The organism is Reichenbachiella faecimaris (assembly GCF_900176375.1).
In the GTDB taxonomy this organism is placed as follows: Bacteria; Bacteroidota; Bacteroidia; order Cytophagales; family Cyclobacteriaceae; genus Reichenbachiella; species Reichenbachiella faecimaris.
This window is the reverse complement of the sequence record NZ_FWYF01000003.1, coordinates 555,540-569,541: the sequence shown is the minus strand read 5'-3', so window position 1 is coordinate 569,541 and position 14,002 is coordinate 555,540. Positions and strand designations below refer to the sequence as shown.

Annotated in this window: 12 protein-coding genes and 1 tRNA gene; 12 read left to right on the top strand and 1 reads right to left on the bottom strand. The window is 40.5% G+C overall.

Translation table 11 applies throughout. The annotated features are described in order from the left end of the window. The first annotated feature begins 11 nt into the window (after window positions 1–11). The 11 genes from egtB (at window position 12) to B9A58_RS15130 (ending at window position 11,244) form a co-directional block, all read left to right on the top strand. Window positions 12–1,298: an ergothioneine biosynthesis protein EgtB gene (egtB, locus tag B9A58_RS15180; RefSeq protein WP_317042074.1), complete on the top strand. Its 1,287-nt coding sequence runs from the start codon at window positions 12–14 to the stop codon at window positions 1,296–1,298. Next, complete coding sequence (egtD, locus tag B9A58_RS15175; protein WP_084373719.1) at window positions 1,291–2,268, top strand: L-histidine N(alpha)-methyltransferase; 978 nt, start codon at window positions 1,291–1,293, stop codon at window positions 2,266–2,268. Before egtB ends, egtD begins: the two co-directional genes overlap by 8 nt. A 90-nt stretch (window positions 2,269–2,358) precedes the next feature. Beyond that, window positions 2,359–2,442, top strand: a tRNA-Leu gene (locus B9A58_RS15170). A 467-nt stretch (window positions 2,443–2,909) separates the two neighbouring features. After that, window positions 2,910–3,962 (top strand): M42 family metallopeptidase, encoded by a 1,053-nt coding sequence (locus B9A58_RS15165; RefSeq protein ID WP_084373718.1) that lies wholly within the window; start codon window positions 2,910–2,912, stop codon window positions 3,960–3,962. Between the two features lie 62 nt (window positions 3,963–4,024). Beyond that, window positions 4,025–4,543, top strand: a complete 519-nt coding sequence (locus B9A58_RS15160; RefSeq protein WP_139793916.1) for a DUF6624 domain-containing protein — start codon at window positions 4,025–4,027, stop codon at window positions 4,541–4,543. A gap of 2 nt (window positions 4,544–4,545) precedes the next feature. Then, window positions 4,546–6,042 carry a GH3 auxin-responsive promoter family protein gene (locus B9A58_RS15155; protein ID WP_084373716.1) on the top strand — a complete coding sequence of 499 codons (1,497 nt, stop codon included), beginning with the start codon at window positions 4,546–4,548 and terminating at the stop codon, window positions 6,040–6,042. Window positions 6,043–6,232: 190 nt separating this feature from the next. Continuing rightward, window positions 6,233–7,507, top strand: a complete 1,275-nt coding sequence (locus B9A58_RS15150; RefSeq protein ID WP_084373715.1) for a 1-deoxy-D-xylulose-5-phosphate reductoisomerase — start codon at window positions 6,233–6,235, stop codon at window positions 7,505–7,507. Continuing rightward, entirely contained in the window at window positions 7,507–8,826 is a 1,320-nt protein-coding gene (gene rseP / locus B9A58_RS15145; protein ID WP_084373714.1) for an RIP metalloprotease RseP, read from the top strand. The genes B9A58_RS15150 and rseP overlap by 1 nt, the downstream gene beginning before the upstream one ends. Before the next feature lie 118 nt (window positions 8,827–8,944). Then, the gene (locus tag B9A58_RS15140) at window positions 8,945–9,190 is read left to right on the top strand and encodes a hypothetical protein (RefSeq protein ID WP_084373713.1); all 246 of its coding nucleotides are present in this window, start codon (window positions 8,945–8,947) and stop codon (window positions 9,188–9,190) included. A 3-nt stretch (window positions 9,191–9,193) separates the two neighbouring features. Beyond that, window positions 9,194–9,505 (top strand): type II toxin-antitoxin system RelE/ParE family toxin, encoded by a 312-nt coding sequence (locus tag B9A58_RS15135; protein WP_084373712.1) that lies wholly within the window; start codon window positions 9,194–9,196, stop codon window positions 9,503–9,505. Between the two features lie 44 nt (window positions 9,506–9,549). Next, window positions 9,550–11,244, top strand: coding sequence for a transglutaminase-like domain-containing protein (locus tag B9A58_RS15130; RefSeq protein WP_084373711.1), 1,695 nt, complete (start codon window positions 9,550–9,552; stop codon window positions 11,242–11,244). On the opposite strand, the gene B9A58_RS15125 is transcribed toward B9A58_RS15130, so the two are convergent. Further along, the gene (locus B9A58_RS15125; protein ID WP_084373710.1) at window positions 11,241–11,795 is read right to left on the bottom strand and encodes a hypothetical protein; all 555 of its coding nucleotides are present in this window, start codon (window positions 11,793–11,795) and stop codon (window positions 11,241–11,243) included. The genes B9A58_RS15130 and B9A58_RS15125 overlap by 4 nt on opposite strands. A 104-nt stretch (window positions 11,796–11,899) precedes the next feature. Between B9A58_RS15125 and metG the strand changes: the two genes are divergently transcribed. Continuing rightward, on the top strand, window positions 11,900–13,990 hold the full coding sequence (metG, locus tag B9A58_RS15120; protein ID WP_139793915.1) for a methionine--tRNA ligase: 2,091 nt from the start codon (window positions 11,900–11,902) through the stop codon (window positions 13,988–13,990). Window positions 13,991–14,002 lie beyond the last annotated feature (12 nt).

The window sequence follows — 14,002 nt, the reverse complement described above, 5'->3', positions numbered from 1 at the left end:
TAACTCAAAGTATTATCTCGACCAGTTCCCAAACGACATCTCCTCCCTCTTCACTGTCCTATTTCAAGGAAAAGTACAGGAGTGTTAGAAATCAATCGCTCCATCTCTGTGCTCCTCTCGAAAAAGAGGATATGGTCGTGCAGCCCATGGTAGATGTGAGCCCACCCAAATGGCACTTGGGTCATACCACATGGTTTTTTGAAAAGATGATTCTTGAAGAACATTTCAAAGGGTATCAAGTTTTTCATCCCGAATACAATTATGTTTTTAATAGCTACTATGAAAGTATTGGCAAACGAGTACTGAGAACAGATAGAGGAAATCTAACCAGACCTACTACAGAAGAAGTATACAAGTATAGAGCTTATGTAGACGAGCAAATGGCTCATTTTCTAGATACGATGACAGAAGTGTCTTCTAAAGTATCTGAACTTTTGGAACTTGGGCTTCAGCACGAACAGCAGCACCAGGAACTTTTGGTATACGACATCAAATACATTTTGGGAAACAACCCACTTTTCCCTGCTTACACCAGAAAAGAAATTGTCCCGTCAATAGGAAGCAGAGCACTTAAGTTTTTACCCATGTCAGAAGCAAACTACAAAATAGGCCATCAGCAAGAAGGTTTTTGTTTCGACAATGAATTAGGTGTACATCAGGTGTATTTGCATGATTTCGAAATAGGTGATCGTTTGATTACCAATGGAGAATATCTGGAATTCATGGAAGCTGGAGGTTATCAAAATTTCAAATACTGGTACATGGAAGCCTGGGCATGGGTAGAAGAAAATAAAGAAACAGCTCCTATGCATTGGCATCAAATTGATGGCGAATGGTATCAGTACACTTTCTTTGGATTGCAAAAATTAAATCCCCACGAACCCGTGACGCACGTTAGTCAATATGAAGCAGCAGCTTATGCGCAATGGCGAGGCATGAGGCTCGCTACAGAATTTGAATGGGAAGCAGCTTGTCACAGGTATGAACCTTCTATCCATCAAAAGGCGAATTTCATTGAAGATGCGTCGCTTTCAACTCAAACTGCAGAACAAGATCATTTTCAATTTTACGGAGACACTTGGGAATGGACAAACTCAGCTTACCTACCCTATCCCTATTTTAAAACTGAAACAGGAGCAGTAGGAGAATACAATGGCAAATTCATGATAAACCAAATGGTATTACGTGGTGGCTCTTTTGCTACTGCAAGAGATCACATCCGATCGTCCTATAGAAATTTTTTTCATCCTCATTTAAAGTGGCATTTCACAGGAATCCGCCTCGCACGATATGTTTGAAACCTTAGAAAAAGAAATAGTAAAGCAAAAACAGTTTTTGACTGACGTTTTGGAAGGCTTATCGTCAGAGACCAAGCACATCTCATCCAAATACTTCTATGACAAAAAAGGAGATGCCATCTTTCAGCAGATCATGCACATGGATGAATACTATCTTACTGATGCCGAACTCAATATATTTGAAACTCACAAGTGCGAAATCGCTAAAATATTCTCCCCTGAAAAAGAACCATTTAATCTTATTGAATTTGGTGCGGGAGACGGATTGAAAACCAAAATCTTACTAAATGAACTGTTGAGTCATGATATTCCATTTGACTATGTACCTATAGACATTTCACAAAATGCTTTGGATCAGTTAAATAAATCATTGACCAAAGGAATGCCGAATTTGTCGTTCAAGGGCATTCAAGGCGATTATTTTGAAGTCTTGAACCGACTCAAAGAAGACAATGGGAGAAGAAATGTAGTCCTATTTTTGGGTTCCAATATCGGCAACTTCACCAATGAAGAGGCGCTGTCTTTCACTTCAGAAATAGCGGAAAAATTGAATGCAGGCGATCTATTTTTCATAGGAGTAGATTTGAAAAAAAATCCAAGAAAGATTCTTTTGGCCTATAACGACCCAACTGGAATTACGGCAGAGTTCAATTATAACTTACTCAGACGAATCAATCGAGAACTTGGTGGAAATTTTAATCCAGATCAATTTGAACATCACCCGACCTATGATCCCGTGACTGGAGAATGTAAAAGTGCACTCCTAAGCAAAATAGAACAAGAAGTAGAAATAGATGGGCACACCTTTCACTTCGCCCAGTGGGAACCTATTCATACAGAGATATCGAGAAAATACTCTGTGAAGCAATTGCACACACTTGCAGAAAAATCAGGATTCAAAGTAAAAACTGATTTGTTTGATTCGAATAAATATTTCGTTGATTCTATTTGGGAGATTACAAGTCAATAGTTTTCAAACTTTAAAAAGGAATGTAATGATTTTTCAACAATCCTTCTATTTTTGCAATCCCAAATCAATTGGGCTCATCACACTAGAAATGCGCACGTGGTGAAATTGGTAGACACGCCAGCTTGAGGGGCTGGTGGGAGCAATCCCGTGGAAGTTCGAATCTTCTCGTGCGCACTTTATTCCAACATAACAGACTTGAGTACTGGGAGCAATCCCATAGAAGCAGTATGTCTGCCTGGTTGAATCTTGTTGTGCGCACATTTATTAATCTTACTCCAATTCCTGATTCAAGTTGTCTGACGAATGGACTTAGAGCCAGAAGCTGGCGAATAGACAGATGACCTCGTAGAACCATCGCATGAGCTACTACTATTCGTCTGACAACTAACTGCCGATTTGAAAGTCGCATGAATTGAATAATTCTGTAGCTGTCTTATATAACTCCACCGAAAAACGGTAACCACTGCCAAGAGAGCAAAGCAATTCCACTTTTACAGGCATTGTGATAAACAAACCATCAGTAGCTAGTCCTTGTGCAAGAGCCTTAACAACCACAATTTTTCCTATTACGTCCCTATTTAGTTAAATACCCCATCAATAATTAAATTCGCACTTTAATCAAGAATTCTTAATCAAAACGTATGTCTCTCAATATCCCACTACTAAAAAACATTTGTGAAATCGCTGGTGCGCCGGGCTTCGAGTCTCGCATTAGAAATCTAGTGATTGAAGAAGTAAAAAAGCATGTAGACGAGTATCACATCGACAACATGGGCAATTTGATCACTATCAAAAGAGGTAATGGAGACGATCCTAAAAAAGTGATGCTGGCCGCACACATGGACGAAATTGGATTCATCGTCAACCACATTGATGACAATGGATTTCTAAGATTTCAGACGCTTGGTGGATTCGACCCCAAAACTTTTACCGCACAGCGAGTGGTCGTGCATGGCAAAAAGGACATTATGGGAGTAATGAGTAGCAAACCCATCCATGTCATGTCTCCGGCAGAACGAGAAAAACCAGCCAAAAAAGAAGATTATTTCATTGACTTGGGTATGCCCAAAGAAGAGGTGGAAAAAATCGTGGCTGTTGGTGATCCTGTGACCAGAGAAAGAGATTTGATCGAAATGGGCAATTGTGTAAACTGCAAGTCTATCGACAACAGAGTTTCTGTTTTCATTCTGATAGAGGCTGTGAAGCAATTGAAAAACAATGCACATGATGTATATGCTGTCTTTTCCGTACAAGAAGAAGTAGGCATTCGAGGAGCCAATGTAGCTGCGCATAGCATCAATCCAGATTTTGGCATTGCCCTAGATACAACCATTGCCTACGATCTACCAGGTGCTCAACCGCACGAATACGTAACAGAATTGGGCAAGGGAACAGCCATTAAAATTTTAGACGCCATGACCATCTGTGACACGCGCATGGTCAACTTCCTAAGAAAAACAGCTGATGATCACAAAATAAAATGGCAGAACGAAATCCTTGTAGCAGGTGGAACTGATACTTCTGGCATTCAACAAAAAGGAAAGAATGGGGCTATATCAGGTGCAATTTCAATTCCTACTCGCCATCTCCATCAAGTGATCGAAATGGCGGAGAAGGACGATATTCAGGCTTCAATTGATTTGACAGTTGCTGCACTTGAGAATATTCATACCTATAACTGGAGCTGGACTTGAAAAAAATAATCTTTATTCTTTGCTTAATTTCTTACAGTACTTTCGCACAAGATTATACAAGCTTGCGCAAAAACTTAGAGCATTTTGTTGACCAAAGTATTGAAGTCAGAGCGACTGTGATGCCTACTGCTCAAGAATTTGGGTTCGAATCTTATCAGATGGATTCACTCAATCAGTTGATCAACTTCCGTGATTCTATGCATCTTAGATATGTCGTGGCAGTGCTAGCCGAACATGGCTGGTTAGGTACGTCTGTAATTGGTAAGAAAGCCAATATTTCATTGTTTCTGGCGATCCAACATGCACCTAGTGATCAAGTGCGGGAAAGATACTATCCCATGCTGGAGGCTTCCGCCAAAAGAGGAGAATCAAGTCGGTCGCAAATGGCTACTATGAAAGACAGAATATTAGTCAACAAAAAACAGCCTCAAGTCTATGGTACGCAGTGGAATTATGTTGACGACAAACAAGTATTGTTTCCACTGGAAGATGTAAATTCGGTGAATGAAAAAAGAGTTGAAGTGGGTTTAGAACCACTTTCTGAACAAGAGTTAAAAACTGCACAAAGCAAATATCAATAAACATGGGCATCCGATCGGTACTCAGCAAGCCATACGCCAAATACATCATCAACCAACAACGCAAATGGGCATCCAATCCAAAAGAAGCTCAAAACAAGATCCTTGCAGAAATAACTAAAAAAGCAGCCAACACTTCTTTTGGCAAAGACCATAAATTTAAGGATGTCGGCAGCTATCAGGAATTCAAAGAGGCAGTACCAATAGGAGATTATGAAGTGTTGCGCGCCTATGTGGATCGCATCAAAACAGGCGAACCAGATGTACTCTGGCCTGGACTCCCAGCATATTTTGCAAAGACTTCAGGTACCACCTCTGGTACAAAGTATATTCCAATCACCAAAGATTCGATCCCTAATCATATCAATAGCGCCAAAAATGCACTTTTAAACTACGTGCACAACTCTGGCAATAGTAAGTTTTTAGATGGCAATCTGATCTTCCTATCAGGAAGTCCTATCATGACCAAAACCAGCGGCATTCATACAGGGAGACTTTCAGGAATTGTCAATCATCACGTGCCTGGTTATTTGCGATCAAATCAGATGCCCTCATACGAAACCAACTGCATTGAGGATTGGGAGCAAAAGGTAGATCAAATCGTAGAAGAAACTTATCAGAAAAACATGACCCTTATTTCGGGGATTCCACCTTGGGTGCAGATGTATTTTGATCGATTGACTGCCAAGACAGGAAAGGCTATCAAAGATCTATTCCCAGACTTTTCTTTATTCGTTTATGGTGGTGTTAATTTTGAACCCTACAAAGCCAAACTTTTTGAGAGTATTGGCCAAACGATAGACTCTGTAGAGACTTATCCTGCTTCTGAAGGCTTCATAGCCTATCAAGACACGATGGATCAAGAAGGCCTTCTATTATTACTTGACTCAGGTATATTCTTCGAATTCATTCCTGCGGAAGAATATTTTGATGAAAATCCAACAAGACTCAGCATCAGCGAAGTCAAAACTGGCGTCAATTATGCACTGATTATCAACAGTAATGCGGGCTTGTGGGGATACTCCATTGGAGACACTATTGCTTTTGTATCTACTGCTCCTTACCGGGTGGTTGTCACAGGTCGAATCAAACATTTCATTTCTGCATTTGGTGAGCACGTAATTGGTCAAGAAGTAGAAAAAGCCATACATGCCGCTGTGCAGGAACAAAGTCAGACAGAAATCATAGAGTTTACTGTAGCACCTCAGGTCACGCCTGATTCAGGATTGCCCAAGCATCAATGGTTTGTGGAGTTTGGCCATCAACCCGAGGATGTGGAGCGATTCGCCAATACCATTGACGTAAAATTGAGACAACTCAACTCCTACTATGATGATTTAATCACTGGAAATATCCTAGAAAGACTAGAAATCATTCCACTTAAAAAAAATGCTTTCATTGACTACATGAAGTCGCAGGGTAAGCTCGGCGGGCAAAACAAAGTTCCCCGTTTGTCCAATGACCGAAAGATTGCGGACCAGTTGATAATGCATAGGTTGTAGCTGTTTTATAGTTCAAGTTTTGAATTAAATGGGAAATAATAGCATTTCTTGTCATTTCGACGCCAGGAGAAATCTAAAACATCCTACTCATTTCCGATGAGATTTCTCCCGCTTCGGCGGACCGCTCCGGTCGAAATGACAAAGGGGTAGATTGTTCACCCATTAGAGTTACTCGGAGAGAACTCTGAGTATGACACGAAGCCCTCAGACTAGAACTTTCCAAAAGTTTGAAACTTTTGGAAAGTTCGGTTCGGCTAATCTTTATAGCTTTGCAGCTGCTTTTTACTTTTTGAAAGAGGAAACACACCCAATATTGAAAAAGAAAATATCCATTCTAGGTTCTACCGGCTCTATTGGCACACAAGCCCTGGAGGTCATAGAGGCCAATCCAGATCATTTCGAGTTGGAAGCCATCACAGCCAATGAAAACGCTGATTTGTTGATCAAACAGGCAATTCAGTTTAAGCCCAACCTGGTAGTAATCGCCAATGAAGACAAATACCAAAAAGTATTTGATGCATTAGATCTTTTAGATATTAAAGTTTACGCTGGTGAAAATGCGCTTTGTCATGCTGCAGAACTAGAGGAAGTAGATGTAGTCTTGACCGCGCTGGTCGGCTATGCAGGATTGAAGCCTACACTAAGAGCTATTGAAGCTGGGAAAGCCATTGCCTTGGCCAATAAAGAAACTTTAGTGGTAGCGGGTGAGCTTGTCACCACATTGGCAAAGAAGAAAAGAGTTCCCATTCTACCCGTAGATTCTGAGCATTCTGCTATTTTCCAATGTCTGGCTGGTGAATATAGCAATCCAATTGAAAAAATTATCCTGACCGCTTCAGGCGGCCCTTTTAGAGGTAAGGACAAAGGCTTTTTGACGGATGTCAAAAAAGAGCAAGCCCTCAAACACCCCAACTGGGACATGGGAGCAAAGATTACGATTGATTCAGCCAGCCTGATGAATAAGGGACTGGAAGTGATTGAAGCTAAATGGCTTTTTGACTTAACAAATGATCAAATTGAAGTGGTCGTGCATCCACAGTCGATTATCCATTCAATGGTACAATTTGAAGATGGGTCGATCAAAGCACAAATGGGATTGCCAGACATGAAATTGCCCATACAGTATGCCCTCACCTATCCTGGGCGACTAAAAAATAATTTTCCTAGGTTCAACTTTATGGATTACCCAGAGCTGACTTTTGAAAAACCAGACCTGAATACCTTCAAAAATCTTGCTTTGTCTTTTGAAGCACTAAAAAAAGGCGGGAATCAGCCTTGTATATTGAATGCGGCTAACGAAATTGCGGTATCAAAATTTTTGGAGGATCGTATAGGCTTCTTGGAGATGTCTGATGTAGTGGAATCTTGTCTGAATAAAATCTCGTTTATCTCCACTCCTAATTTTGACGATTACGTAGAGACTGATAAAGAAACTCGAATATTAGCAACAGAATTAATTAATTGATGGAAGGACTAATAATGACAGCCCAACTTTTGTTGGGATTATCCATTTTGGTGGGTGTGCACGAATTTGGGCATTTGATTGCCGCAAAAGCTTTCGGCATGAGGGTAGAAAAATATTCGATTGGGTTTCCTCCAAAAATCTGGGGATTTCAATATGGTGAAACTGAATACTCCTTTGGAGCTATACCATTGGGTGGATTTGTGAAAATCTCAGGAATGATTGACGAATCCCTAGATACTGAAGCCTTATCACAAGAGCCAGAAGAATGGGAATTTAGAGCAAAACCTGCCTGGCAACGACTGATTGTGATGATGGGTGGTATAATTGTAAATGTAATCACGGGCATCATCATCTTTGTTTTTCTGGTCTATAGCAATGGAAGCTCCTATGTCCCAAAGGAAGAGCTCAATAAACACGGTATCGTGGCCTATGAATTAGGCCAGGAAATTGGCTTAAAATCAGGCGATGTTATCCTCAAAGTAAATGGCAAAGATTACAATCGCTTTAATGACCTAAGAAGTATGGAAGTACTTTTCGCTGATCAACCGACTTACAAAGTGCAGCGAGGAGACTCAGTTTTTGATTTGGCATTTCCTGAAGGTTTCCTAAACAAGCTCACGGATAAAAAATACAAAGATCGTTTCATTGCCTTTAGGTTTCCGTATGACGTAGGGCAGGTAATAGCAGGCAGCGAAGCAGCCAAGGGTGGTTTACTGGCAGGTGACAAAATTTTGACTGTAAATAACGAACCTGCAATTTATTTTGACCAGTTGAAGGCACTTTTGACATCCCATGCAGACTCTAACGTAGTGGCTACTGTAAAGCGTTTGGATAACAGTACTGCGACCTTGACTTTCAAAGTTTCGCCAGAAGGCACTATCGGTTTTCAACCAAACCCCTTGATCAATTATATGCATGATGAATATTCGTTTGGGCAAGCCATTCCGATCGGAACAGCTCAGGCATTCAATGTGGTGTGGGCCAATGTTAAAGGATTTGGGAAGATTTTCTCTGGCGAAATAGCCGTCACCAAAAGTGTAGGCGGGCCATTCAAAATCGCTCAAATGTACGGCGGTACCTGGGACTGGATGAAGTTCTGGAATATGACTGGCCTGCTGTCAATGATTTTAGCCTTTATGAACTTCTTACCAATTCCTGCATTGGATGGCGGACATGTTGTGTTCTTAACGTATGAAATTGTATCAGGCCAAAAGCCATCTGATAAGTTTCTGGAAAATGCTCAAAAAGTTGGAATGGTACTATTGCTTGGCATCATGGGCTTTGCCATCTTCAATGATATCTTTCAGATCTTTTTCTAGCAGACAAAAAATATTTTAATTGAAGAGCACTGAAATCATCAGTGCTCTTTTTTTGTCCCTCTTTTGAAAATGATATGTGAGAATGAATCGTTAACTTTATATCAGCAATTGATCTCCCATGGATATACAAACCGAAAAGCTCTTTCTAATCGAACAACTAGCTAAATTGGATGATGTGGACATTTTAAACCAGATCAAACAAATTTTACAAAACGTAAAATCTGCTAAGATAGGCTCTGAACCAAACGGCCAGACCATTACTCAAGCTGACCTCATTCAAAGAGCCGAAATTTCCAATCGCGCCATCTTAGACGGAGATATCACAAGTGTTGAAGATCTAGAGAAGGAGTCCAAAAACTGGTAATAAATGAAGGTTTTCATTACCAACCCTGCAAAAGAGGCCTTAAAAAATATATATGCATATTATCAGCAAGAAGGATATAAAGCTTATGCTCAAAAGCTGAAAAAAGGAATCCTAAGTAAAGTAAAAAGCTTATCCAATCATCACCTTCGTGGTCAACTAGAAGAGTCTCTCAGATTACTAAATCAAGACCACAGGTACTTGCTGGCAGAGCAGCATTATAAGATTATTTATTTCATTCATGAAAATGGCGTCATGATTACAGATGTATTTGATACACGTCAGCAACCAAAAAAATTGATCAAAAGAAACAGGTAATTGAAAATAATTATATTACTCTAGACTGCTCCAATCCAACATTAATGAAGATCATTCTCCTCTGCTTGTTATTTCTATCCAATTTCATCAAGGCTCAATCTTTGGAGTATCAAATAGAAATCGACAACCACCGTGCAGGCAGTTTCAAGCAAAGCACTGAGGTAGATCTGGATACTCATACATTCACTTCACTTCAGTTTCAACTACTTACTTTATCTGATACACTTCAGTATAAATCAGATGTGCATTTTGTCGAGTCTGAAGCTGGATTTTTAAAGTCTATTTCTTGGACTCACATTTTTCAAGACACATTGAGCCGTGAAGTTAGATTCGACAATGGTACCACAACACCCCTTAATCTATCTGATAGTATGGTTGTATACGGCCCAGAAAAGATAAGAACATTGAGCTTGAGGCGGCTCGATACCCTTGGTGCTCAAATCTGCTATCAGACTTTCTCACCAGAGTTGAATCAAGTAGTTGAAGTAAAAAGGGAACTCATTGATTTTTCTGTTGAAAAAGCTCAAAAATTGAAATTGGTGAAAGAATCTATAGGTTCACAATTCACACTCAGCAAGTATGACAAAAATTTCTACTTAGTTCAAACGAGCTATCCATCACCATTTGGAGCAATCAAACTGACTAGAACCACGCAAGTTCGACCATCTCAATTTTTTGAGCCAGATGGTTTTGATCAAGGACGCTTGCTTTCGAATATCCGGTTTCCTGACCCCAACCAGATCTCTTTGGTTAAATTAAAAATAGCTGGATTAGATAGTCTGGCACGTTCTGGTCTCACCCACGGCAATCAAAAAATCAATTCTCAAGACAGCAGTTCTGTCATTTTAATTAATTCTAACGAAAAACAATCGTGGATACAATCTGACACCTTGGCATCTTCTATGCCTGAAATTCTTTGGCAAAACTCAAACACTCAAACCATTCTTGACTCATTGATCCAAGACTCACTAAATCAAACTGAAAAACTAAAAGCATTAAAATCCTATGCACGAGCTCAATCTTATCCCCATCTCACCTATTATCAACTTGTTTTGGCTTTGCAAATACCTGCAAGACTGGTTTATGGCTATACCTATAACCAGTGGTTTTGGTCTCCAAAATTATGGGTAGAAGTTGCTCTTGATGGTGTTTGGGTTACTCAAGACCTCACCTCAGAAATAGAAACCAATTCTGCGTTAAAAATTGCATTGTACAAAAGCGGAATTGGTGCAGTTCTCAACAGTTCATACCTCAAATACATGTCGCAGATTACACACATCCAAGTGCAATCTTTCACCCTGAACGGGAAAAAGCATGCTGCATCAAGTCAAGCCCTACCCTACTACTTCGAAAATCCGGTTTATGAAAATGAAGGTCTTGGCATTCGATTTAATGTCCCAGATGGATTTAGCATTTCAGATGACGGTACAAAATTTCCATCTCCTGTTTTCCTGCTATTAAAAAATAGCTATGGAGAGCAGATCAAGTTTTTTCAGCACACGTCTGACCAAAACATGACTGAATCAAGAGCTAAGCGTCTAATCACAGAGCATTTGAATGATTCTGAAATCGAAATCAATAAGGGCAAAAAGCTTAACCTTTGGTATGGATTCAAAGACCAGAAGGGTATTGTTATGGTTCCTCAGGGCAAAAGTGCAATCACGATCACCATTCAACACGAAGATCCCGAATTCACCATCTTTGTGCTGACCAGAAAAAATCTACACCTAAAATACTAACCAGAATAAGTCAGCAAGGTTTGGAAATAATCCTTGAGATCGAACATGTGGCGTTCGCTCTCTTCATCCCTAAATTTTAAAACCAGCAACTCCTCCTGATGCCCCCTTTCCATATAGGCTGTAATGGTGTAATGAAATTCTTTATTTGACTTAGAAAAAGGATCTGTTCCCGCTTGTTTGGCATGCACTTCAAGTTTTATGTCCTTCACTTCTGTAAATAGATACGCCCTAGAATATCCTGCTCTAAAAAGTATGGTTTGGTGATGGAGATCAATCACCAAACTCCTATAGGCGGCAGTCAGGTAGTTGAAAAATGGTGCAACGAGTAAAACCACGCCAATAGCTAGAAAAAATACGCTCATAGACAATTTAGCGCCACCAGTCCCAAGCAAAATCATTGTTCCGGCCGCAAAGAAGATAAGCCCAATGGATAAAAAAAGCAGTAATAGCCACCAGGAACTAAACACCTGCTTCCTGACGATAAAATACTCTTTAGTTCGATAAATAGCATATCCATTTCTGTCCAATAAAGAAATTAAGTCTGCAGTCATCAAAATGATTTACGGATCAGCATAAGTTACCCATTATTCGAATGAATAGAATATTAGGTCGTTAAATAAGTATTAAATCCATCCCTGAGCTTTCGAATATTTCTATCTTTGCCGAAAAAAAATCCGTGCAAAAAGAGTTCAAAAGATACACCGTTACCTCTGCCCTTCCTTATGCGAATGGCCCTTTACACATTGGTCATATCGCTGGTGCTTACTTGCCAGCTGACACCTATGTGCGCTACCTCAGAGGTAAAGGCAAAGAAGTAGCCTACGTTTGTGGAAGTGACGAGCACGGTGCCGCCATTACCCTCAGGGCAAAAAAAGAAAATACTACACCACAGGCCATTATTGACAAGTATCATCAGATCAATAAAGATACATTCAAGAGATTCGGCATCTCGTTCGATATGTATCATCGTACGTCAAAGAAAATTCACCACAAAACGTCTCAGGAGTTCTTCTTGAATTTGTATGAGAAGGGTGAATTCACTGAAAAAGAGTCTGAACAGTTTTACGACGAAGAATACAAGCAGTTTCTGGCTGACAGATATGTAACGGGTACCTGCCCAAAGTGTAGTCATCCTGCTGCATACGGAGACCAGTGCGAAAAATGTGGTACTTCCTTAAATGCCACAGATCTAATCAACCCTATTTCCACTTTAAGTGGGAAAACTCCAGTTTTGAAAACCACCAAGCATTGGTATCTACCATTGGATAAATATCAGCCCTGGCTGGAAAAATGGTTGATTGAAGGAAAAAAAGGCGAGTGGAAATCTAACGTATTTGGACAATGTAGCTCATGGCTCAAAGAAGGGTTGCAACCTCGTGCCATGACCAGAGATTTGGACTGGGGGGTGGACGTACCACTACCTCACGCTGAAGGCAAGAAATTATACGTCTGGCTGGATGCCCCTATTGGGTATATCTCAGCCACAAAAGATTGGGCTAAAGACAATGATAAAAACTGGGAAGAATACTGGAAAAAACAAGACAACCCAGCAGATGACTCCTGCTTGATTCATTTTATTGGGAAAGACAATATTGTTTTCCACTGTATTATTTTTCCCGCGATTCTTCATGCCCATGGAGAGTATATTTTGCCAGAGAATGTGCCTGCCAACGAATTTCTAAATCTGGAAGGTGAGAAAATATCTACATCTAGAAACTGGGCGGTTTGGCTTCATGAATACCTGGATGAATTCCCAGGAAAAGAAGACGAATTGAGGTATGTCTTGACCTCGATCGCACCAGAAACGAAAGACAGCGAATTTACCTGGAAAGACTATCAAGCCAGAGTCAACAATGAGCTTGTAGCCATCTTCGGAAACTTCGTCAATCGCGCGGTAGTACTTACACACAAGTATTTTGGAGGCCATTTGCCTGCAGCTACGCTACAAGGAGAAGATGAAGCTGTAATCAAAGAATTGGCGGCTTTCCCAGCTAAAATCGCTGAGAGTATCGAAAAATACAGATTCAGAGAAGCCTTGGCTCACTTGATGGATTTGGCTCGATTGGGCAATAAATATCTAGCGGACACGGAACCGTGGAAGCTGATCAAAACAGATGAGAAGCGAACTGCTACCATCCTAAACGTAGCGTTACAAATAGCCGCCAACCTATCTATTCTTTGTGAACCTTTCTTGCCAAGAACAGCAGAAAAAATCGCCACCATGCTCAACATGGATGGTGAGAAGTGGGACGAGGCTGGTTCAGCCAATATCCTTTTGGCCGGACAAAACATAGAGAAGCCAGCCTTATTGTTTGAAAAAATAGAAGACAAATTAGTGGAAGAACAAGTAGAGAAATTGAAGGCAACAGAAGCCAACAAGCCAGTGAAAGTAGAAGACGTGGAAATCTCCCCTCAAAAAGCAGAAGTAACCTTTGATGACTTTATGAAAATGGATATCCGCACGGGTACCATTTTGGAGGCAGAAGCTGTACCAAAATCAAACAAACTACTGAAATTCAAAGTAGATACTGGCGTAGACACACGTACGATACTCAGTGGCATTGCCAAACATTATTCGCCAGAAGAAATGATTGGCAAGCAAGTAACTGTTTTGATGAACCTTGCCCCAAGAGCGATCATGGGCATTGAATCTCAAGGTATGATCCTCATGGCAGAAGATCATGATGGCAAGCTTCGCCTGATCCAACCCAATGAGGTGACCCAAAATGGGATGGGGATAAGCTAATTTGGCATATCC